The 21,570-nt window shown below is 34.6% G+C and carries 22 protein-coding genes and 1 pseudogene; 6 read left to right on the forward strand and 17 right to left on the reverse strand.

The annotated features are described in order from the left end of the window. Positions 1-132: 132 nt before the first annotated feature. Entirely contained in the window at positions 133-1,209 is a 1,077-nt protein-coding gene (locus MVE64_RS07280) for a bifunctional 3-deoxy-7-phosphoheptulonate synthase/chorismate mutase (RefSeq protein WP_247345104.1), read from the reverse strand. A gap of 325 nt (positions 1,210-1,534) precedes the next feature. Here MVE64_RS07280 and MVE64_RS07285 point away from each other — a divergent pair, with 325 nt between their 5' ends. Beyond that, positions 1,535-3,682 carry a cell division protein FtsA gene (locus MVE64_RS07285; protein WP_247345107.1) on the forward strand — a complete coding sequence of 716 codons (2,148 nt, stop codon included), beginning with the start codon at positions 1,535-1,537 and terminating at the stop codon, positions 3,680-3,682. A 217-nt stretch (positions 3,683-3,899) separates the two neighbouring features. On the opposite strand, the gene ytxJ is transcribed toward MVE64_RS07285, so the two are convergent. From ytxJ to MVE64_RS07300, 3 genes are read right to left on the reverse strand one after another with little or no spacing between them, the layout of a single operon-like run. Next, entirely contained in the window at positions 3,900-4,229 is a 330-nt protein-coding gene (ytxJ, locus tag MVE64_RS07290) for a bacillithiol system redox-active protein YtxJ (RefSeq protein ID WP_247345110.1), read from the reverse strand. A 58-nt stretch (positions 4,230-4,287) separates the two neighbouring features. Further along, positions 4,288-4,767, reverse strand: a complete 480-nt coding sequence (locus MVE64_RS07295) for a YtxH domain-containing protein (RefSeq protein WP_247345113.1) — start codon at positions 4,765-4,767, stop codon at positions 4,288-4,290. A gap of 34 nt (positions 4,768-4,801) precedes the next feature. Next, positions 4,802-5,236 (reverse strand): DUF948 domain-containing protein, encoded by a 435-nt coding sequence (locus tag MVE64_RS07300; RefSeq protein ID WP_098794981.1) that lies wholly within the window; start codon positions 5,234-5,236, stop codon positions 4,802-4,804. Positions 5,237-5,431: 195 nt separating this feature from the next. Here MVE64_RS07300 and MVE64_RS07305 point away from each other — a divergent pair, with 195 nt between their 5' ends. Next, the gene (locus MVE64_RS07305; protein WP_247345115.1) at positions 5,432-6,547 is read left to right on the forward strand and encodes an aminopeptidase; all 1,116 of its coding nucleotides are present in this window, start codon (positions 5,432-5,434) and stop codon (positions 6,545-6,547) included. 60 nt (positions 6,548-6,607) lie between these two features. Here the strand turns inward: MVE64_RS07305 and murC are convergent, their stop codons facing one another. The 7 genes and pseudogenes from murC to MVE64_RS07335 all read right to left on the reverse strand — a co-directional run bounded on the left by murC (position 6,608) and on the right by MVE64_RS07335 (position 13,816). Beyond that, positions 6,608-7,906, reverse strand: coding sequence for a UDP-N-acetylmuramate--L-alanine ligase (gene murC / locus MVE64_RS07310; RefSeq protein ID WP_247345118.1), 1,299 nt, complete (start codon positions 7,904-7,906; stop codon positions 6,608-6,610). 200 nt (positions 7,907-8,106) lie between these two features. Beyond that, positions 8,107-8,748: a hypothetical protein gene (locus tag MVE64_RS07315; protein WP_247345121.1), complete on the reverse strand. Its 642-nt coding sequence runs from the start codon at positions 8,746-8,748 to the stop codon at positions 8,107-8,109. Between the two features lie 150 nt (positions 8,749-8,898). Beyond that, positions 8,899-9,288, reverse strand: coding sequence for a DNA translocase FtsK (locus tag MVE64_RS28100; protein WP_425594005.1), 390 nt, complete (start codon positions 9,286-9,288; stop codon positions 8,899-8,901). Between the two features lie 186 nt (positions 9,289-9,474). Then, positions 9,475-11,534 (reverse strand): annotated as a pseudogene (locus MVE64_RS07320) (DNA translocase FtsK); the annotation flags it as partial. Between the two features lie 424 nt (positions 11,535-11,958). Continuing rightward, a complete protein-coding gene (locus MVE64_RS07325) occupies positions 11,959-12,762 on the reverse strand; it encodes a DUF1444 domain-containing protein (RefSeq protein WP_247345123.1) in 804 nt (267 codons plus the stop codon). Between the two features lie 50 nt (positions 12,763-12,812). Further along, positions 12,813-13,130, reverse strand: a complete 318-nt coding sequence (locus tag MVE64_RS07330) for a thioredoxin family protein (protein ID WP_247345126.1) — start codon at positions 13,128-13,130, stop codon at positions 12,813-12,815. A gap of 188 nt (positions 13,131-13,318) precedes the next feature. Next, a complete protein-coding gene (locus tag MVE64_RS07335) occupies positions 13,319-13,816 on the reverse strand; it encodes a hypothetical protein (protein WP_247345129.1) in 498 nt (165 codons plus the stop codon). A 192-nt stretch (positions 13,817-14,008) separates the two neighbouring features. Between MVE64_RS07335 and MVE64_RS07340 the strand changes: the two genes are divergently transcribed. After that, the gene (locus MVE64_RS07340) at positions 14,009-14,452 is read left to right on the forward strand and encodes a YtoQ family protein (RefSeq protein WP_247345132.1); all 444 of its coding nucleotides are present in this window, start codon (positions 14,009-14,011) and stop codon (positions 14,450-14,452) included. A 33-nt stretch (positions 14,453-14,485) separates the two neighbouring features. Here MVE64_RS07340 and MVE64_RS07345 read toward each other — a convergent pair whose 3' ends face one another. Both MVE64_RS07345 and MVE64_RS07350 read right to left on the reverse strand, forming a co-directional pair. After that, on the reverse strand, positions 14,486-15,352 hold the full coding sequence (locus tag MVE64_RS07345; RefSeq protein WP_247345135.1) for a R2-like ligand-binding oxidase: 867 nt from the start codon (positions 15,350-15,352) through the stop codon (positions 14,486-14,488). A gap of 35 nt (positions 15,353-15,387) precedes the next feature. Then, entirely contained in the window at positions 15,388-15,624 is a 237-nt protein-coding gene (locus MVE64_RS07350) for a hypothetical protein (protein WP_247345138.1), read from the reverse strand. Between the two features lie 222 nt (positions 15,625-15,846). On the opposite strand from MVE64_RS07350, the gene MVE64_RS07355 reads away from it, so the two are divergent. Both MVE64_RS07355 and MVE64_RS07360 read left to right on the forward strand, forming a co-directional pair. Then, positions 15,847-16,707, forward strand: coding sequence for a hypothetical protein (locus tag MVE64_RS07355; protein WP_247345141.1), 861 nt, complete (start codon positions 15,847-15,849; stop codon positions 16,705-16,707). Beyond that, positions 16,647-17,555: an alpha/beta fold hydrolase gene (locus tag MVE64_RS07360; RefSeq protein WP_247345143.1), complete on the forward strand. Its 909-nt coding sequence runs from the start codon at positions 16,647-16,649 to the stop codon at positions 17,553-17,555. The genes MVE64_RS07355 and MVE64_RS07360 overlap by 61 nt, the downstream gene beginning before the upstream one ends. Before the next feature lie 47 nt (positions 17,556-17,602). Here the strand turns inward: MVE64_RS07360 and MVE64_RS07365 are convergent, their stop codons facing one another. After that, on the reverse strand, positions 17,603-18,127 hold the full coding sequence (locus tag MVE64_RS07365; RefSeq protein ID WP_247345146.1) for a DUF84 family protein: 525 nt from the start codon (positions 18,125-18,127) through the stop codon (positions 17,603-17,605). Positions 18,128-18,149: 22 nt separating this feature from the next. Further along, positions 18,150-19,223 (reverse strand): M42 family metallopeptidase, encoded by a 1,074-nt coding sequence (locus tag MVE64_RS07370; RefSeq protein ID WP_247345148.1) that lies wholly within the window; start codon positions 19,221-19,223, stop codon positions 18,150-18,152. A 257-nt stretch (positions 19,224-19,480) separates the two neighbouring features. Between MVE64_RS07370 and MVE64_RS07375 the strand changes: the two genes are divergently transcribed. Next, a complete protein-coding gene (locus MVE64_RS07375) occupies positions 19,481-19,792 on the forward strand; it encodes a PepSY domain-containing protein (RefSeq protein ID WP_098794967.1) in 312 nt (103 codons plus the stop codon). A gap of 48 nt (positions 19,793-19,840) precedes the next feature. Here MVE64_RS07375 and MVE64_RS07380 read toward each other — a convergent pair whose 3' ends face one another. Beyond that, entirely contained in the window at positions 19,841-20,689 is an 849-nt protein-coding gene (locus MVE64_RS07380) for a YtnP family quorum-quenching lactonase (protein ID WP_247345151.1), read from the reverse strand. Between the two features lie 129 nt (positions 20,690-20,818). Beyond that, on the reverse strand, positions 20,819-21,463 hold the full coding sequence (gene trmB / locus MVE64_RS07385) for a tRNA (guanosine(46)-N7)-methyltransferase TrmB (protein ID WP_247345154.1): 645 nt from the start codon (positions 21,461-21,463) through the stop codon (positions 20,819-20,821). Positions 21,464-21,570 lie beyond the last annotated feature (107 nt).

A 21,570-nucleotide genomic window follows, 5' to 3' on the forward strand; every position in this document is an offset into this window, starting at 1 on the left:
TTTACCTGTCAATTCAATTTTTATGAATAAAAATAGAAATAAAGAGAGGCTGACATAAGTAGAAACTTTTAACTACATTAAGTAGCTTTAACAAGTTCCTGCTTTTAGACAGCCTCTTCAATAGATTGTTTCTTATGCGTTTACTTTTACCAAAGGTTTTAGTTCAGACATAAAATTGCTGAATTGATCAAAATCCATTTGCTGTGCTGAATCTGATAAAGCAACAGCAGGGTCTGGATGAACTTCTGCCATTACACCATCAGCACCAATAGCCAATGCTGCTTTCGCTGTTGGAACAAGTAAATCTCTTCTTCCAGTTGAATGAGTGACATCAACAAAGACTGGTAAATGAGTTTCTTGTTTTAGAATTGGTACAGCAGAAATATCCAATGTATTTCTAGTGGCACGCTCGTAAGTACGAATACCACGCTCACATAAAATGATTTGGTCATTTCCTTGAGAGATAATATATTCTGCAGCATTAACAAACTCGTCAATTGTTGCTGCTAAGCCACGCTTTAAGAGTACTGGTTTTCGAACAGCTCCAGCTGCTTTTAACAATTCAAAGTTCTGCATGTTACGTGCACCGATTTGAATGATATCAACATAGTCTAGCGCCGTTTCAATATCAGCCGGGTTAACAATTTCACTAATAATAGCTAAGCCATATTCATCTCCAACTTTTCTTAAAATCTTTAAACCTTCAAGACCAAGACCTTGGAAGTCATATGGACTAGTACGTGGTTTAAACGCACCACCGCGAAGAATTTTAATCCCTTGTTTCACAGCCTGTTCTGCAACAGCTACTACCTGATCATAGCTTTCCACAGCACATGGACCGATAATAAACGATTGACTGCCATCACCGATTCTTACGCCGTTTACTTCTACAATTGTGTCCTCAGGTTTTTTCTTACGTGAAACAAGTAAAGCTTTACTATGATCATCTTCCTGAAGCTCTAAACTAGCTTTAAAGATTTCTTTGAAAATATGTTGTAAGGTAGAGTTTTCGAATGGTCCATCGTTATATTCCTTAATACTATTCAACATTTTGCGCTCGCGAACAGGATCATAACGATGTACACCTTGTGCATCTTTCGCTTTCCCGATCTCCTGCACAACTCTTCCTCGCTCATTAATTAACTTTAAAATCTGTAAATTAATCTCATCTGCTCTCTCTCTTAATGCTTCTAATTCCGCATTACTCATCTCTCTCATCCTTTCGCAATCAATTTTTGAAAATAATAACCACTCTAATGAATGAAGTATTGCAACATAAGGTTTTCTTTATCATTCCATAAAAGTGTGGTACATTTTCTATAATTAGTTGTAATTATAAACGATAAAATAGTGATTGTCATTAAAAACTTTAACATTTAAACGCTTTTAAGCTTTTAAGCGGTAAAGTGTATAGCCATACGTACTTACAAAGACCTGTTAACCTTGGTTTTATAATGAATACATGCAAAATTAGAGGAAAGATCATATTCAGAGTTTTTTTAAAAAAACTCTGTTTAAAGAAGGTGTAACGATCATGACAAACAAAGATTTAACATTTGCTCTTGATATTGGAACAAGATCTGTTGTTGGTTTAATTTTAAAAGAAGAAAACGGCTTCTATCATATTATGGACACGGTTATCAAAGAACATGATAAAAGATCCATGCTTGATGGTCAAATACATGATGTATTATCTGTAGCCAATGTCATTACTTCAGTAAAAGAAGAGCTTGAACACATTTATGGTCCTCTTCATAAAGTATGCGTAGCCGCTGCCGGTCGTGCCTTAAAAACAGAAAGAGCAACCATTTCAATAGAGATCAGTGGAAAGCCTATGATTCAAAAAGAAGATATTCTTCATTTAGAATTAATGGCTGTTCAAATTGCGCAAAAACAGCTTGCTGAAAAACATGAAAACGAACGTTCACATCATTATGATTGTGTTGGTTATTCAGTTCTTCATTACAAATTAGATGGTGAGGAAATAGGTAGTTTAATAGATCAACAAGGCGAAGAAGCAAGCGTTGACATTATCGCAACTTTTTTACCAAAGATTGTTGTCGAATCTTTATTAGCTGCCTTGAATCGTGCAAATCTCGAAATGGAAGCATTAACATTAGAGCCAATTGCTGCTATCAATGTGTTAATTCCCCCTTCCATGAGACGATTAAATGTGGCACTTGTTGACATCGGAGCAGGCACATCAGATATTGCCATTACAGATATGGGCACAATCATTTCTTATGGCATGGTTCCTATCGCTGGGGATGAAATAACGGAAGCTGTTTCGGATGAATTTTTACTGGACTTCCCTAAAGCTGAGGAAGCAAAAAGAAAATTACTTACGGAAGCAACTATTACCATAACTGATATTCTAGGTTTTGAAGCAGAATTACCAAAAGAAGATGTTATAACGAAAATTTCACCAGCGATTGATCGGTTAACAAAAGCAATTAAAGATGAAATTTTACGACTAAATAATAATCATTCACCAAAGGCCGTCATGCTAGTTGGCGGGGGAAGTCAAACTCCAGAATTAGCTAGAAGACTTGCAGCACTTCTAGAATTGGCTGATAATCGTGTTGCCATTAGAGGAATTGATGCTATTTCTCAACTTGAACTTGCCGAACATATTAACAAAGGACCTGAACTTGTTACTCCTATCGGTATTGCTGTTTCATCTAAGCAAAATCCTATACAGTATATTAGTGTAAAAGTGAATGAACGCTCCGTTAGACTTTTTCATATGAAAGCTTTAACCGTAGCAGATAGCTTATTAGCTTCGGGAATTCAGCTTAATAAACTATATGGTAAGCCTGGTATGGCTTTATTTGTAAATGTTAATGGGCAGGCGATTACCATTCCGGGTGAACATGGAACAGCACCATTAATTAGTAAAAACGGAGAAAACTGCTCACTGGAAGATCCTATTAATCACGGAGACATTATTACGGTTGAAAATGGACTAGATGGAAAAGCCCCAGTTGTTTCAATTGGCTCTATACTTGATGAGATTCCTTCTAAAACAATCAGTATAAATGGTGAATCCTATACTCTTCATGCAAGTATTTTATTAAATGACAAAGAAGTATCAAAGGAAGCTATTTTATCAGACCGTGACAGAGTAACATGTATCATCCCTTCATCCATAGAGACTTTTGTTAAAAGTATTGGACATGGAAAAGAACTTGATAAATTAAAAACGTTTTCTGTAAAAATAGACAACAAGATCCATACCATTCAGGTATTTTCAGGAAAGATCATTAAAAACGGCTTAATCGCTTTTAAAGATTCTGTTCTCGAAAATGGGGATATCATCACCATGCAACAAACGAAGATCCCCACACTTCAGGAGTTTGTCCAAGAAGCTGATTTAACACAAAACCAAACTCTGCCTATTATCTATAATGGAAAATCTATTAACCTTGAAAAGCCTGTTACCGAATTTTTCCGCAAGGATGTAAAGTTAACTAATGCAGACCACATCTATAATGGTGATGAGCTTACAACTAAAAAGAGAGTACTTGAACCTTTTATTTTTCAAGACTTGTTTGCTGTTATTGATCTAAAAATTCCTAGTACGGCAAACAGTCAATTTACACTTTTAAAAAATAATCAAGAAGTTAGCTTTCAGGAGCCCCTTACACCTGGTGATGAACTTACAATTAAATGGACTGATTAAAACCAAAAGCGCAAGTGCCTCGTTCAGGCCCGAAAAGCATAAGACGATTTAGAATAGAAGGCGTTTTTTGCCTTATATTCTAAATTGGCTTATGACCTCGAGGGTCTATGCACTGGAGCTGGATGTCGAAGCGTTATCAAAAATTAGTGCAGTTTACAATTTCCTAAACCGGAACAAAAAAGTGTCTGACTCAATTAAGAGTTAGACACTTTTTCTATTACCCGTTAATTTCTTTTTTTAATGCATCATTTGTTATTTTCCAGTGAGAAGCATTCCACACAATTTCTTTTCCTTTAAATAACAATGCTTGTGGTGACTCGTGCTTAATGCCAAATTGCTCAGCAATGTAGTTAGATAATGGACGAGAATCCTGAACATGCAAATGATAACAAGGATACTCGTTATGTTGCCCTGCAAACTCTTGATATTCTTCAAAAGCTGCCTGACTGATTGGACATGTTAGACTGTTTTTAACAAATAGAAATTCTTCATGTTTTTGAAATAATTCTTCAAATTGGTCTACTGTTTCAATTAATTGATTACTCACGTCGTTTCACCCTTCTACAGCTAATGAGAAGCATCTTCAGACTGCTTTTAGTTATTAACTATTTGGTTTTTACTTCCTCTTCAGATTGACTAGAGACTTCCGGAGATGATTGTTTAGTTTCTTGTGTGTTTTCATTAGGTTCCTCTACAGAAGCTTCTTCTTTTTGTCCATCTGATCCTTCTGTAAGCTCCTCTAAAGCATTTGTTATTTCTTTTTCTACAAATTCTGCCTGATCTTCTGACTCAGTCGTTTGTGTGATGGAACGAACTTTATCCATTATTTGTGAGGATTGTTCTGTAACAACCTGTGACAATGAAGATGTTTTTTCTTTTGCCAATGATGCTAACCCTGAGCTTTTTTCTAAAGCATCATTTGTCAATTTTCCAGTTCGATTCTTCATCACGCTAGCTTGCTCACTTAAGTTATCACGTATTTCCTTCCCTGACTTAGGTGCTAAAAATAACGCAGTTGCTGCACCTACAAGTCCTCCTACAAGTGAACCGATAATAAAGTCTTTACCATTGTTTTTTTTAGCCATTTCGTTCGACCTCCTCTATTGGATATATTACTTATTAACCATTAATTTGTTGCTTGTTTTCCGATTTCTGTTTCCATTTTGCCCATATTTCCATTGCAGCATTACTCCATTGAACCACTTGATTAATTTTATCTTGATTTTGTTCAAGATTTGTTGAGGCAGTTGTCGTTACTCTTTTCACTGTCGTATTAAGCTGCTGAATGGTGTCTCCTACATCTTTAACCGACTCAACTACTGTGTTCAGCCTATCTGACTTATGCTGAATATCTTCTGCAAGAGCATTTGTTTTATGTAATAATTGCGTTGTTTCAGTTGTTATACCTTCCATTTGCTTTTCAAGACCTGATAAAGTTCCCGCAACATTCGTTAAAGTTGACTGTAATGCCCTCAATGTTTTGGACACATAAATAACTAAAATAGTAAATGCAATGGCAATTAAAGCAACACTTAAATATAAAATAAGAATCATATGTCACACCTCCTAAACCTCTTCTTTTTCATTACCCATCCACTACTATTATAAACATAAATCTTACATAAAAGCTAAAATCTCCTTATGAATAGACATCTTTCTTACTAATTTTGTAACTGTTATCATTCATGGCCATTGTTTTACTAAGATGGGGTAAAATAGAGATGCATCTCATAAAAAGGAGGATTTCAATTGAAAGATCCACGTATTGAAACATTAGCAAAAAACCTAATAAATTATTCAATTAAATTACAAAAGGGTGAAAAAGTACTGATTGAAAATTTCGGACTTCAACGCGAACTTGTTGTTGCCCTTGTAAAAGAAGCTTATGCTGCAGGGGGTTATCCTTTTGTATCTCTTAAAGATCACCAAGTAGATCGCGCTCTGATGATAGGGGGACAAGAGGAACAATATAACATGATCGCTCAATTTGAAGCACAAGTTATGAGTCAAATGGATGCCTATATCGGTCTTCGTTCCGGAGATAATATTAATGAGTTTGCAGATGTTCCTGATGATAAGATGAAATTACAAGGAAAAACAGTTGGACAAAAAGTACATAGAGAAATCAGGGTACCAAAAACGAGATGGGTCGTTTTACGCTATCCAACATCATCCATGGCTCAATTAGCAAAAATGAGTACTGAACAATTTGAAGATTTTTATTTTAATGTTTGTAATTTAGATTATAGTAAGATGGACAAAGCGATGGATGCATTAGTTGAACTTATGAACAAAACAGATAAAGTACGATTAACAGGTCCCGATACTGACTTAAGCTTTTCAATTAGTGATATTCCTTCTATTAAATGCTCTGGTCAGATGAACATTCCTGATGGAGAGGTATATACCGCTCCCGTCCGTGATTCAGTAAATGGGAAAATTACATATAACACACCTTCTCCTTATAATGGGTTTACCTATGAAAATGTACAATTAACGTTTAAAGACGGAAAAATTATTGAAGCAACAGCAAATGATACAGAAAGAATTAATAAGATTTTTGATACAGATGAAGGAGCTCGCTTCATTGGAGAGTTTGCAATAGGTGTGAATCCTTTTATTCAACATCCAATGCAGGATATTTTATTTGATGAGAAAATTGATGGAAGCTTTCACTTTACACCTGGGCAAGCGTATGAAGATGCCTATAATGGAAACAACTCCAACATCCACTGGGATATGGTGATGATTCAACGTCCTGAGTACGGGGGAGGAGAAATTTATTTTGATGATGTATTAATTCGTAAAGATGGTCGGTTTGTGATCCCTGAATTAGAAGCATTAAATCCTGAGAATCTAAAATAATCATTTATATGAAAACAGCTGACTTTCGATAAGAAAGTCAGCTGTTTTTCATTTATTCGTTTAAACTAAAACATTTTCATATGCTTCTTGATATTTCTGAATATCACCGGCACCCATAAATACTAATACAGCCGAATCATGAGCCTTAAGAACAGATGTTTCATCTTCTCTAATTAACTGAGAATGATCGATTTTCTCTAGTAAGTTGTCGATCGTAAGCTTTCCAACATTTTCCCGTGCAGATCCAAATATGTCACATAGGTAAACATAATCTGCTCTTTGTAAGCTTTCTGCAAACTCTTCTAGGAACGATTGTGTTCTTGTAAATGTATGTGGTTGAAACACAGCAACAACATCTCTGTCAGGATATTTTTGTCTAGCAGCATCAATTGTTGCATTAATTTCTGTTGGGTGATGAGCATAGTCATCAATTAATATTTGATTGCCAATTTTTTTCTCGTTAAAACGTCTTTTAACACCTTGAAATGTTTGCAATCTTTCTTGAATAATCTCAACGTCAATTCCTTCATAATGACAAAGAGCAATAACTGATAATGCATTTAGTACACTATGGTCTCCATATGAAGTGATCTTGAACGAAGCATAAAATGTATTGCGAACAAATACATCAAATGAAGTACCATCAGTTGACTTTACAACATTTCTGGCTTGAAAGTCATTGTCTTCACCGAATCCATAATAAACAACAGGAACTTTTGCTTGAATTTGTTGAAGCTGTTCATCATCACCACAGGCGATGATCCCTTTCTTAACTTGAAGTGCCATCTCTTGAAACGCGCTAAAAACATCCTCAATACTTGAAAAATAGTCAGGATGATCAAAATCAATATTGGTCATAATCGCATAATCAGGTTCGTAAGATAAGAAATGCCTACGATATTCACATGCTTCAAAAGTAAAATATTTACTATCCGGTACCCCACTACCAGTACCGTCACCGATTAAGTAAGACGTTGGTTCTGCACCTTGAATCACATGAGAAAGTAATCCTGTTGTGGATGTTTTTCCGTGTACACCAGTTATCCCTACACTTATATACTTTTGGAGAAACTCCCCTAAAAAGCGATGATAACGAATAACAGGTAAACCTAAAGAATTAGCTTCTACAATTTCTTCATGTGTATCGGGATACGCATTTCCTGCAATGATTGTTAAACCTTCTTTAATATTATCTTTTGAAAAAGGTAATATCTTAATATTACGTGCTTCTAAGGCCTTTTCTGTAAACACTTTTTTCTCAATATCAGAGCCCTGAACTTCGTAATTCATATCATGTAAAATCTGTGCAAGGGCACTCATTCCAGTCCCTTTAATTCCAACAAAATGATAAACAGTCATAATAAGAACCTCCAACAAACGTCTATCTGATTGACAGTATATGACGCTTATCTTGATTTGCAACCCATGTATATAAAACGATTAAAAATCGCTTCTAATTTCTTGTATATTTTAATATGTAACCAGCTTACGAAAATATATTATATCATTTGCCATTCATTATGACCATGAAAAATAAAGTTTACAACTTTATCCACCTTTTATTTCACTGATTGACTAGTCCAACTATATTTTATGGAATATTTCTTTAAAAATGTACGCCAGCTTTCGTTACTTTTTTTAAATTCCCTTAATAACAAATCAATTAAGGTGTGATCCTGTTGAATAAACATATTGCTTACACATAATTGTCCATCAAGTAAAGGTATTGATCTAAGAAACAAAATGCTTGAAGGCGCGACCTCTTCAACCTTTCTGTCCGTTTTAATCACACACTCTTCACCAGTAAGTAATTTCTTAGCATGTATATTCTCTCCAACCGTTTTTATTACTTTAAACGGTTCAAGTACACTCGCCATAAAAAGGGCATGGACAACAGAATCTAGTGGGTGCTTTTGTCCATTTTCGTTTTTAATATAGCTTTGATAAATAGTCATGCCACTAATTGTTACATAATCGTAAGTAAACCAATCATTAAAAAGCTTTTCTTGTAAAGATGAAAAAACAACACCTTTTTCTAAAGAAATTTGTTCAGAAAAGATATGCTTTGCTTTTACTTTTTCTCTAATATTAACTTGGCGTTCTACATATGTATGCGCAGAAGATACATGTTGAGAAACAAAGCTGACTAATTGGTTTTCTTTTTCCTCACGAAGATTATGAAGATAAACAATATTATCCATACTACAACCCTACTTCAAGTTTATGTAAAGATACTTTTTTCCTTTTTCACTGAAACACCTTTAACATAACCTACTTTGTTAAACGTATAATAGCATATCTTGAATGATGTTTTAAAGGTAACCAATTAAGACTGGTTACCTTTATTTATCTTATAACACATTATTTTCATGAATAGAATCAAGCTCTTCTTCCGAAATTAAAACATCTCTAGGTTTGCTGCCACGATTTTCAGAGATAATTCCTTGGTCTTCCATCATGTCAATTAGGCGTGCTGCTCGATTATATCCAATTCTAAATCTTCTTTGTAAGCTTGATGTTGAAGCTCCCCCTTGATTAACGACAAATTCACATGCTTCTACAAATAATTCATCTTCCTCAGATTGAATGGTTGCTTTTTTCACCAATTCCTCTTGATGAAACAAAAATTCAGGTTTTGATTGAAGCTTCACATGCTTTACGACTCTTTCAATTTCTTCATCTGATACAAACGTTCCTTGAAGACGAACTGCTTTTGATGATCCATTTTCCAAGAAAAGCATATCACCCTTACCAAGAAGTTTTTCTGCACCGCTCACGTCAATAATCGTTCGTGAATCAACTTGAGATGAAACAGAAAAGGCTACCCTAGTTGGAATATTGGCTTTGATCAAACCAGTGATAACATCAACCGATGGACGTTGGGTCGCAACAATTAAGTGAATGCCACATGCCCTAGCTTTTTGTGCAATACGGCAAATGGCTTCCTCTACGTCATTAGGAGCAACCATCATTAAGTCAGCTAGCTCATCAATAACAATAACAAGATATGGGAGATGTTCTCCTTGATTATGTTCCTTAACAAGCTGATTATATCTCGTAATCTCTCTTGTGCCGGAATGAGCAAATAATTCATAACGTCGTTCCATCTCCTCAACAGCCATTTCAGTGCAGCAGTTGCAGCCTTCACATCTGTTATAACAGGACTGACAAGGTGTGGAATATCATTATAGGGTGCTAATTCAACCATTTTTGGATCAATTAACATTAATTTTACTTCATGTGGTGAGGCTTTATATAATAAACTCACCAAAATTGTGTTTATACAAACACTTTTACCTGATCCTGTTGCTCCAGCTATAAGACCATGAGGCATTTTTTTTAAATCAGTAACTGCTGGCTGACCAGCAATATCTAAACCTAGTACGGCGGTCATAGGGGAAGGATTATTACGAAATTCCGAACTTCTTAAAATCTCGCGTAAATAAACCATTTTACCTACCTTATTAGGCACCTCAATTCCAATCGTATTTTTCCCTGGAATTGGAGCCTCAATCCTAATATCCTTAGCAGCCAAACTTAATTTAATATCATCACTTAAGTTTGTAATTTTATTAACTTTCACTCCCGGTTCGGGATGAACTTCAAATCTTGTTACAGAAGGCCCTTGGGTTACATTTACTACACTTGCTCTCACATTAAAATTCTTTAATGTAAGGTTTAGAAGGTCTTTTTGTGACTCAAGCCATGTATGGTCCTCTGTTAATTCTTTTTCTGGTATATTTAAAAATCCTAGCGATGGAAATTGATAACTCCCTACCTGTGTTTGTTCTTGTGTTTGTTCTTGTGTTTGTTCTTGTGTTTGCACTGTTTTTTCACGAATTTTTTGCTTATCTCTTCCAAGCATCATGACGTTAAATGGTAATGATTTTCGATTATTGTTTTCTTGTTTAGGCGTTTCTGGTTGGTGTAAGATTTGTTCTTCTTGTTCTTCTTGTTCTTCTTGTTCTTCTTGTTCTTCTTGTTCTTTTATTGATTCTTCAAATGACTCATTTTCAAATCCTGAAACCTTTGTTTCCTCATATAATGTCTCGCTTTGATCTTCATTTAGATAAAATTCAGTTTGTTCTTCTTCCTCATATTGATCTTTATATGATGGTTTCATTTCAACACTTTCTTGTTCAATTTGTTCAATTTCTACAGCTTGATCAAATTCAACAGGTGGTTGTTTCTTATTAAACTCAGTTTTAACAATGGAAAGTGCTTCATCTACAAGATCATCATCTTCCTCATCATCAATCAGCATATCAGTATTTGTTTCATATACCATTTCTTCGATCTCATGATCATCAAGAGAGTATGTAACTGTAGTCTCCTCTTCTTGTTGAAATTCTTTAGAACGGTCATATTGTTCAATAGTTGTTTGCTGCTCATTTTCTTCCTGTATTTTTAAAGCAGCAGAAGTATCTGCCATTTCATAATTAGACTGTATTGGAACCTCGGTTTCCATCTTGTAAGTAACAGATTCCTCCATGTAACTGCTATCAGCTAAACTTTGTGGTTGTTTTTGTTTCGTATGCTGTGTTTCTCTACTTTGCATCCTCTCTTCTTTTGATTGAAAACCATAAATCGGAGATGGGATGGAAGTAGGGTAAAATGGTTGTTTCTTTTTTATTGGTTTTTCCTCTACATTTTCCTCGATGGATCTTTTCTTCACAGATTTACGATTGGGCAATACAGGTCTTACTTCGCTCTTTGTTTGAAGTTTTTCATGACTTGAACGCCTTGGCCGCATATCTCTTGATGTTTGTTTTTCATCAGGTATCATTGGAAAACGGAAATTCCCTTTAGGATATTGATAAGAAACTCTGGCTTCTGCCTTATGATGATTTTGTGTTTCATTCTCACTCTTTGAAACACTCCCTATGTTTCTTTGAGCTTCTTGCTCATGTTCTCTCGTCTCACTGTTTTCACTTACTTTTTCGTCATCTCCTAAAAAATAAGTAAATAGTTTTTTCATCCAACTCATTTTTAATCACTCTTTCAATATATTCAGCAAAAATAACATACACTTACTTTCACCCTAACTAGGTGAGAGATTATGAATATTTGTATTTACAAATCTGATAAGCTTGCTTGTAAAAACATATATTCTATTGTATCAATAAATGTCTATTTTTGTAGATAAAAGTATAGTCTCTTTTGAAAAGTTATTAGTTTATATTGGACGGTGATTTTCATTAGGCATCTGCTTCAAATACAAACACAAAAGAAAAGAGGTAGACCGAATATAATGATCTTATATCACGGCTGCCTCTTTTTCTTTGACAATATAGCTAATAAATATGTTCGAAATAAATCTTTTCTTTAAAGGGGTAAAAAAAGGAAATGATTTTTTTGGCTATAAAACTTAAAGCAACCGTAAAACTACCGATTGCTTTAAAAATGCTCCCTTATTTATGAGGTTTATTTTTGCCTAATATAAAAATAGGTTCAAGCTCATTATTTTCATATAAAAAGGATAGGGCAGTAATAGGAACTGTGCCACTTGCAAAAAAGCTCATCGTTAATTGTGCTAAAATATCATAGCCGGTATCGTTACGAACGTCTACTACAATTAGCACATCTTGATGCGGAACAGCTACAGCCATTTTTCCTTCTATTTTCTCTGCAAAAGATTGTAATAAACTTTCGTTCAAAATTCTACTTGCATCATATCCATCATTTGCATTTAGAAAATAAAAAACATTACCCGCTACTAAATCTTCTTTTACGCTCGTCTTTAAAGATCTTAAGTTAAAAGCAGCTACTTCTTTAATCTGATCTTTCGTCCAATTTTCTCTTTTCATCATCTTTTCATCTATTAAGCGATATGTACTTCCAAGATCAAGCGCATAGTAAATACGTGTTTCAGCTGTATGTTCACTATAACATAAAGCTATGCCTTCATTGCTCTCTGTTGGAAAAGACGTGGATCGAATGACTGGAAATATATTCTTTTCCTTTCCAGATAAATCTTGCTGTTCGTTCATCACTGTTAATGCTTCCTTAACATAATAAACAACCTCATCTATCGCTTTCTGCTTTGAGATTTCATATTTTGCAATTATACCTGGAAGAGATAAGGTTACCCCTTTTTTACTAAGAGAATCCTCCACTCTTAACGTATCTTTCTCACGATCAAATTCAAATTGCCATTGTGGATTTGAAAGATTTCCCTTTAGGGTTTCAACTAATTTTCTTGATGTCATTTTCATCTTATTTCCTCCTTCCCTTATAAGAAGTTCCACATATAAACAATTACATGTTAAACAGTTATTGTATTGATAAATTCCTGAATTTGTTCTTTAGATTTTCTATCTTTATTTACATAACGGCCAACTTCTTTTCCTTTATGAAAGGCAACAAAGCTCGGAATACCAAATATGTCTAGTTCAACACAAAGGTCAATAAATTGATCTCGGTCTACATAATAAAATGTAAATGTACTGTTTTCTTCTTCTAGCTCTGGAAGAACTGGCTCAATCACACGGCAGTCAGGACACCAGTCTGCTGAGAACATGAAAATGACCTTTTCATTTTCTATAATTTGTTTATATTCATCTACTGATGTTAATTTTTGCATTATAATATCCTCCTAAAAAATGGTTTGTTATCATAAGTTGTTCATCTTAACTTAGTCGGCATTTGAGAACTTTTCCTCACACCTTTTGTAGAAATAGCATATTATCTTAAACAAAAAGCGTAGTTCTAGTGTATATGATTGTTGTATATGTTTCCACTTTCCCATCTTGCACGTAATAGAAAACCTATTTATTGAACAGAATTAGCAATCATCATCATAGCTTCAGCGTCTTCTACTACATCGTTCCCCTTAGCTTCAGTAGTTACCTTTGTACCTCCTACGCCAACTGTCACTTCATATTTATTTTCTTCAATTTTAACGACAAATAAGTAACCAAAGCGATCCTTTTGTTCAAACGTTTTTGAAATAAATGGATCCTGATACTGCTCTGTTAGAGTTTCATAGGAAACTTTACTACTTTTTGGCTCTTTCAAATTAACAAAAAGGATATAACTTTTATCTCCATTTTCAAGTAAAACATTATAATCATTTTTTTCTTTTATCTTAAAATCATTTGGCAAGTAAAATGAAAATTGTTCTGTTTCTTCATTAACTTTCAACTCCTCATCATCAAATGCCTGTTTTGTGTAATCAATAGAATCATTCCTAAGACTCTCTTCAGATTGGGTGCAACCTGAAAGTAGGACTAAAATTATGACCAGAATGAAAAAGCTATATTTCCTCATATACATCCCCCTTTTTATGAATCCTACAGAATTAGCGCTATTTATTTAGACCTTAAAATTTGCTTTTACATAAAGTCTCTTACATCATAACCTCTTCTTTTTTATATTAGCAAGACAAAGTAAATAAGCTAAAATCTCCGGTTTTGGATAAAATATGGTAAAATGGATGTAAACTCTATTTGGAGGGATATGATGGAATTTATTGTTTACTTGGCAGGAGAAATACATACAGATTGGCGCGAGCAATTAAAAAAGGAAACTGCAAAACGTAATTTACCTTTTACATTTGTAGGACCAATGGAACGACATGATTTATCCGATGATATTGGTGAAAAAATTATTGGAGAACAACCGGGACCTGTTTACAAAGATGAAGCTGCATCATCCATTAATAATTTGCGAACATCTTTGTTAATGAATAAAGCTGACCTTGTTATCGCACTATTTGGAGAAAAATACAAGCAGTGGAATACCGCAATGGACGCAAGTACAGCTATTACATTAAACAAACCTCTTATTTTAATAAGACCTGAACAGCTTCATCATCCATTAAAAGAGTTGTCTAATAAAGCAAATGTAACTGTTGAAAACATTCAACAAGCACTTGACGTCCTATCATATGTAGTTGAAGCATGAGTTAAAAGACTAGGGTACACTACCCTAGTCTTTTCATTTAGGCTTCTTCGTATCTATTGGCTGACTTTTTGCTCTTGAAAGAATTTCTACTCTAGCTTTAAGTTGTTTTTTTGTAAATTCCATAAGCTCTGAGTTGCTTTTTTTGTCATGTTCACCTTCGCCCAGTATCATTCCTTCAGCATTTAGAGCTAAAGAAAGTGGTGCTAATTGTTCGAGCTTTTTTAATACTCTGTCTAGTAAATGAGGGTGTTCGTTAATTAACCTTTGTAATAAAAACGTTCCATAAGCAATATGCCTTGATTCATCTATTTTTAAATGCTCAATTCCTTTTAATAATCCAGGCATTTTCCGCATTTTATTCAGACCATCTGCAAACACTTTATATCCTGTTTCTGCTAGGACTCCCTCAGAAAACATGTTATACACAGTGGCAGCATCTGCTAAACTCTCAGGTGACCTGTCTTTCCAGAGCTTCTCCATAGTTTCTGGAAGTATTTCATAAAAAAATTCACGATAGGTTTTTGAATGTAAATGTGTTAAATCCCCCTTTTCCCCAAGCTCATCCAAAACCTTCCGGAAGAATTCTGTATGTTTCGCTTCATCAAAAAGGAATGTTGTTAAAAACATTTCCTCCTCTAATCTACCTTCCTCAGCAACTACTTTTAATAGTGGTAATAAATCATGTGTAACAGCTTCTTCTCCACCTTGAAACTGTACAAGAAGCCTTACAATCCATTCTCGATGCTTTTCACTTAGATTCTTCCAATCTTCTTTATCCTGTGAAAAGTCAATTTCATTAGGATTCCATGTCCCATATTTTTTTGCCTTTTGATAAAGCTGATAGGGAAAGGAATCTGTCATTAGTCCTTTTGAGCTCGTCGTAATAAGCTTTTTTCTCACTTATATCTCCCCCTTTATAAACACCATAAACTAGCTTAAAAAATAATAGGAAATTTATCTTTTTCATATATAGCATCAAATATTTTATATAAACCTATAAATTCTTCAAAAGTAATGTCATCTTTTAGTTCAAAATGTGTTAAAAAAGCATCTAATGTATCAACATCCATATCATGAAATTGGCTTGATAAGATTAATTGATCGTAAATATTTCTAACTTTACTATATTGATTATTTTCGTCCAATAAACTCTTAAATTGGTTTTCTTCCATCTTAAAATCCCCTCCCTAATTAGAATGAACAAACTTAGTTTATTCACACTAACATAGGTTTGTAACGGTTATTACACTAGTTGCTAGAAACTTGGACTAGATGATTAACTATTTTAAAAACAGGCAAAGGCTCGTTCATTAATTTTTGCACAAATAATAGAATGCGCTTCTATACTATAGTAATAAATTTTTTGATTTTACTTAGATAGGAGGAGCTATAACATGAGTAAGAACGAAACACCTGAATTATTTCCTTTGCTAAAACAACTTGGTTTTACTCTGGAGCATAAACTCAATAAATATATTCAAGATAAATTAGATCATAAAGAAGTAGCAGTTGCAGCCAATTCAGCCGGTAAAGTTTTAGCACATTTAATGGAAGCTGTTCATGAATATGTAGAGCAATTATCCGCACAATTAAACTTCCCTACTAAGAAAGATGTAGGTCGTTTAGGTAAGTTAATTGTTCAGTCGGAAGATAAACTCGATGATTTGGAAGATGAAGTACACGAGGTGTTAGATATGTTAAAAGATATAAAAAAGACACTTTTGAAAAACCTAACAGAACATCGCTTTGAAGGACTAGATGAAAAGCTTAGAAATGAACTGGCAGATTTAATAAAAAATCCTACTAGCCATATTAAAGAAGAAATCGTTAAACCGTTAGAGGAACTAGAAGATAAACTTAAGAAACGTGTGATTAAATGCAGTAAAGAACTATTAAAGAAGAAAAAAATGTGTTTATCCTCTTCTCATTCACTGAAAGATGAACTTCATAAAGAACTAATGAAACCACCTGGTCAAGTTGATTTTCAAGAAGTAAATCAGAAACTACTACAGCTTCTTAAGGAAAAAAGAAAGAGAAAGAAAAAAATGGATAAAAAACAACCATCCACTCCGACTTATGATCTTGATCAGGAAATAAAAAGATGGAAAACTTTCTTTGGGGTATGGAGTAGTCCTGAGCCTATAGTTGTATTTACACCTAGAGAAGCTGTTTGGAAAAAGAATAAAGCAACATTATGGTACTATGCGCCTGCGGAAAAAAATATAAGGTACCTTTATTTCTCGTTTATTCATTAGTTAATCAGCCGTTTATTTTAGACATGGCACCTGGTAACAGTGCCATTGAAAATTTCACACGAAATGGCTTTGAAGTGTATTTATTAGATTTTGGTATCCCAGGATATGAAGACAAAGACATTGCTGCGAGTGACTATGTTGTTGATTATATTCAAAAAGGTGTTCGACGAGCATTAAGACATTCAGGTGCTGAAGAAGTTACAATCATTGGCTATTGCTTAGGTGGTACTCTTGCAACCATGTATGCCACAATTGCCGACGAACCAATTCGCAACTTGATTTTAAATGTATCGCCAATCGATTTTGAAACAGTTCCTTTTTTTGAGGAACTAGCTAATGCAAGTAAAGAAGGTAAACTTGATGTGAGTGAGCTGCTCGATACAATCGGCTTTATTTCCGGAAATTCTATGAAAGCAGCCATGAGGATGGTGACAAACCCCATCTATTTTAGTCCTTACTTATCATTACTGAATAAAGCATATGATGATGAATATGTAAAAAAATGGAAGAGGCTAAAAAAATGGACAGATGGACATATCCCATTTACAGGTGCTGCAATGAGGGAGTTAATGCAGGAATTAGGAAAAGAAAACAAATTGATTAATGGCGGATTAATGATTCGTGGCAAAGAGGCAAACTTAGCTAATATTACTGCTAATCTTCTTGTTATATCAACTGATTTTGACAGACTTGTATTAAAAGAGCAAAATATTCGTGTCATTGACTTTGTTTCAAGTAAAGATAAAACCTTTAAATTAGAGAATGGAGGCCATACAACTCGGGCAAATGATAAAGATTTACCCCCTTTCTTAGCCAACTGGCTCCCTCAACGTTCTGACCTTATTTAAATTCGAAACCCTTCAGTAAAGAGATAACTGAAGGGTTTTCTTACTTCTTATTTATGTTTCTGTTGATATAAATATTGACCGATAAGAAGACTTGAAAGTTCTTGGAACATTTTTGTGCGATCTACAAGTCCATTTGTAAAGACTCCAATTGCCCCTTCATTTTGGCGAACGTTGTTTTTCTTTACATAATCGTCCATTACATCACCTAATTCACGTCCACTAAAAACAAGATCACCTATTTCATCAGGAATCATAATTCTAGCCCCACCTGCAATAATTGGTTGTGACTTGGGTGCAGCAACTGCTCCCCAATTACATAAAAAATAACCAAAATCTGTTTTTACCAGGCCACCTTCTAAACCTACCCCAAGATCTGAGTCTGAACCTTCAGCCTCGAGAGCATTTTTCGCTCGGTTCATAGCACCTGTTAACGTTTCGTGATCAGTTATAGGCTGTGCAGAAACATTTGATGAAACATTTGTTGATATAAATTCCGCATTTACATGTTTAGCAAAGGCCCCTTTTACAGCATTTACTTTTGTCGGATTTTTTGTTCCAATTGCTATTCTCACGGTATGCCTCTCCCTTATTCTCTTAGGAATTCTCTTTTATTGTTGTAACCGTTGTTGCATCACATTGTTTAACTAACCGTATGAGAAGCTCTTTTGCTGCTGCATAATCATCAACATGAAGAATAGATCCAGAAGTATGGATATAGCGGGAGCTTACTCCAATTACAGTCGAAGGAACACCTTGATTTGATACATGTACCCGACCTGCATCTGTTCCCCCTTGAGAAACAAAATATTGATAAGGGATCTTATTTGTTTCTGCTGTATCGAGAACAAACTCCCTCATTCCACGATGTGTAACCATCGACCTGTCATAAATTCGCAAAACTGCTCCCTTACCAATATGACCAAACTCTTTTTTATCTCCACTCATATCATTTGCCGGACCAGCATCTAATGCGAAAAACAAATCTGGTTTGATCATATTTGCGGCTGTTTGCGCACCTCTTAATCCAACCTCTTCCTGTACTGTGGCACCTGAATATAATGTATTTGGCAGCTTATCATCTTTTAACTCTTTTAATAATTCAATTGCAAGTCCACATCCATAGCGATTATCCCAAGCTTTGGCTAAAATTTTCTTAGGGTTTGCCATAGGTGTAAATGGACAAATAGGGACAATTTGTTGTCCTGGTTTGATTCCAATTTTCTTTGCATCTTCACGATTATCTGCCCCAATGTCAATAAGCATGTTCTTCATGTCCATTGGTTTTGCGCGCTGACTTTCACTCAACAAATGAGGTGGTATCGAGCCTATAACCCCATTAACAGGTCCATTGTCTGTAATAATCTGTACTCTTTGCGCAAGAAGTACCTGACTCCACCATCCACCTAACGGCTGAAAACGCAGCATCCCATTATCTGTTATAGCAGTAACCATAAATCCTACTTCATCCATATGTCCAGCTACCATAATCGTTGGATCGTTTTCCTCGCCTTTTCGAACCCCAAAGATTCCACCTAATTTATCCTGAACAATTTCATCTGATATTGGCTCTAATTGACTTTTCATAAATGCACGTACTTGATGCTCATTCCCTGGTGCACCTGGCAGCTCTGTTAATGTTTTAAACAACTCTAATGTTTCTTGATTCATGTTTTCCCTCTTTTCATCTTTTTTAAATTTTTTTATGTACTCTAGATTTTTTTATATAACACAATTCCTTATATTAGCCTTGATTATTATGTAATGACTTCTTTGATCAAATAAGCCTCGTCATACCTAAAACATACTATTACCTTATCTAATCGTTCTTAACATGCCTTAAAGGTTTCTGTATACTAATGATAGAGTCGAAACTTTAGATACCCAAACACAGTGTTAAAGACATATAAAAAAGGGGTGTATGAAACATGAAAAGCAAATATTTTTTACTTGGCTTAGGCTTAGGTATTGCCGGGACGTATTTAGTAAAAGACCAATTAAAATCAAGCAAAATTTCATCTGAAAAAGCACTTGAAATCGTGAAAAAAGCCTTTAAGGAAAAAGGATCCATTGATGGGTCTTGGATTTATACAGTTCCAGAAAACTTCTCAACTGACCATTTGTCTTATGAAGTTTATAAAGCAGGTGTGTCTCGAACTGTACAGGATCAATTAGAGCAGTATGAGGCTTTTGTTGACACAAACAGCGGAACAATTGTTCATGTTGAAAAAATTAACTAAGCAGTATCGCTTAAAGTCGGGCATTTCATTTGAAATGCCCTTATCCTCTTAACTTGTTCTAACTCGATCTAGTTTACCGATTATTTCACCCTGTTCATTCCACTTTATGCTCCGGTAAAATGCATCATGATAAAAGGTAAACCAGGCATTTTTATTTCCAGCAAAATCCAACCATGTTTGTTTCTTTTCTATTGAAGTCATAGGGTAGTCATCATATGCAAGAACCCAAAGAGGGTTTTTATGAGCATGTGTTGGCATTAAGTCAGCCATATGAACGATTGTTTCTCCCCCGTCTTGAATAACAATAATACTATGACCATCACTATGTCCACCAGTGTGGTACATAGTAATTCCTTCTTCAATTAATAAAGATGATTGAAACGTTTCAACCTGTTCTTGAATTGGCTCCCAATTTTCTTGCCAATAAGTATTTTTTGATCGTATATTTGGATTTCTCATTTCTTCCCACTCAGTAGTTGAAGTAATAATCTTCGCTTTAGGAAATACCGATGTTAATTGCCCATTCTCCCATTTCGTGAGACCGCAAGCATGATCAAAATGCATATGAGTCATTAATACATAGTCTATATCATTTGTTGTTAGGCCCAATTGTTCTAGGCTCTCTTCAACAGAAGACTCTTCCTGAATTCCATAATTTCGAAGCTGCTTTTCACTAAACTTTCCTGCACCAATTCCAGATTCAATTAAAATATGTAACCCATCTTTTTGAATCAAAATTGGATCTGTTCGAAGTTCAATTTGATTATTTTCATTAACAGGATATTTTTTAGACCATAACGGCTTTGGGACCACCCCAAACATTGCCCCACCATCAAGAAAAGTTACTCCACCCTTTAACCATGTCATCTTCGTTTGACCAATTTGAAATGTTTCCATTAACATCCCTCCCCATCTATTATTTTACCATAGAGATAATCGTTAGGAAAAAGATGTGAGATCCTATATTCATCAGCATAAAACGCAAAAAAGGAAATGGCCATTATCACCATTTCCTCAAAACACAACTTATTCATTCATATACTTAGCTTCTACACGATAAATACGTTGACCTTTTTCAGAAAATTTCTCTTCATATTCGGTCATAACATTTCCTTCAAAGTCGCTTTTATGAAGATCAAGGCTAATATATTTTAATCGAAGTCCATATTCTGAAAAACTAATAAGAGAATACTCAAATAATCCCTGGTTGTCTGTTTTAAAATGGATTTCTCCACCTTTTACAAGCACATTCTCATACATTTGTAAAAAACTCTTATAAGTAAGACGTCGCTTTGCATGACGTACTTTTGGCCATGGATCAGAAAAATTCAAGTAGACACGATCTATTTCTCCTTGATCAAAATACTCTGTTAAATTTTTTGCATTCACGTTAAGCAACTTAAAATTTGAAAGTTGCTTATCAACTGCTTTTTGAATTGCAGCCACAATAACACTATCAAATAGCTCTATGCCAATATAATTAATGTTAGGGTTTTGTTGAGACATTCCTGCTAGAAATTGCCCTTTCCCTGTTCCTACTTCTATATGAATTGGGTTTTGATTACCGAACACTTCATGCCATTTCCCTTTATAATTTTCAGGGTTTGAAATAGCATAGTCAGAATGCTCAGCAATAAATTCACCAGCCCAAGGTTTATTACGTAAACGCATGAAGACACCTCTATCGTTATTATATCGTTCTAAAACATAACATGAAAAAAGCTTGTTCGCAAGGCTTATCTAAATACACCTGTTCAGGAATTGTGTAACTTACACTT

This window comes from Metabacillus endolithicus, from assembly GCF_023078335.1.
Taxonomy (GTDB): Bacteria; Bacillota; Bacilli; order Bacillales; family Bacillaceae; genus Metabacillus; species Metabacillus endolithicus.

What these genes read in the sequence shown, in the direction of transcription:
- MVE64_RS07280 (WP_247345104.1), bottom strand. Translation starts at nt 1,209, where the DNA reads ATGAGTAATGCGGAATTAGAAGCATTAAGAGAGAGAGCAGATGAGATT.
- MVE64_RS07285 (WP_247345107.1), top strand. Translation starts at nt 1,535, where the DNA reads ATGACAAACAAAGATTTAACATTTGCTCTTGATATTGGAACAAGATCT.
- MVE64_RS07295 (WP_247345113.1), bottom strand. Translation starts at nt 4,767, where the DNA reads ATGGCTAAAAAAAACAATGGTAAAGACTTTATTATCGGTTCACTTGTA.
- MVE64_RS07300 (WP_098794981.1), bottom strand. Translation starts at nt 5,236, where the DNA reads ATGATTCTTATTTTATATTTAAGTGTTGCTTTAATTGCCATTGCATTT.
- murC (WP_247345118.1), bottom strand. Translation starts at nt 7,906, where the DNA reads ATGACTGTTTATCATTTTGTTGGAATTAAAGGGACTGGAATGAGTGCC.
- MVE64_RS07315 (WP_247345121.1), bottom strand. Translation starts at nt 8,748, where the DNA reads ATGGATAATATTGTTTATCTTCATAATCTTCGTGAGGAAAAAGAAAAC.
- MVE64_RS28100 (WP_425594005.1), bottom strand. Translation starts at nt 9,288, where the DNA reads ATGCTTTTCTTGGAAAATGGATCATCAAAAGCAGTTCGTCTTCAAGGA.
- MVE64_RS07325 (WP_247345123.1), bottom strand. Translation starts at nt 12,762, where the DNA reads ATGAAAATGACATCAAGAAAATTAGTTGAAACCCTAAAGGGAAATCTT.
- MVE64_RS07330 (WP_247345126.1), bottom strand. Translation starts at nt 13,130, where the DNA reads ATGCAAAAATTAACATCAGTAGATGAATATAAACAAATTATAGAAAAT.
- MVE64_RS07335 (WP_247345129.1), bottom strand. Translation starts at nt 13,816, where the DNA reads ATGAGGAAATATAGCTTTTTCATTCTGGTCATAATTTTAGTCCTACTT.
- MVE64_RS07340 (WP_247345132.1), top strand. Translation starts at nt 14,009, where the DNA reads ATGGAATTTATTGTTTACTTGGCAGGAGAAATACATACAGATTGGCGC.
- MVE64_RS07350 (WP_247345138.1), bottom strand. Translation starts at nt 15,624, where the DNA reads ATGGAAGAAAACCAATTTAAGAGTTTATTGGACGAAAATAATCAATAT.
- MVE64_RS07355 (WP_247345141.1), top strand. Translation starts at nt 15,847, where the DNA reads ATGAGTAAGAACGAAACACCTGAATTATTTCCTTTGCTAAAACAACTT.
- MVE64_RS07360 (WP_247345143.1), top strand. Translation starts at nt 16,647, where the DNA reads ATGGTACTATGCGCCTGCGGAAAAAAATATAAGGTACCTTTATTTCTC.
- MVE64_RS07370 (WP_247345148.1), bottom strand. Translation starts at nt 19,223, where the DNA reads ATGAATCAAGAAACATTAGAGTTGTTTAAAACATTAACAGAGCTGCCA.
- MVE64_RS07375 (WP_098794967.1), top strand. Translation starts at nt 19,481, where the DNA reads ATGAAAAGCAAATATTTTTTACTTGGCTTAGGCTTAGGTATTGCCGGG.
- MVE64_RS07380 (WP_247345151.1), bottom strand. Translation starts at nt 20,689, where the DNA reads ATGGAAACATTTCAAATTGGTCAAACGAAGATGACATGGTTAAAGGGT.
- trmB (WP_247345154.1), bottom strand. Translation starts at nt 21,463, where the DNA reads ATGCGTTTACGTAATAAACCTTGGGCTGGTGAATTTATTGCTGAGCAT.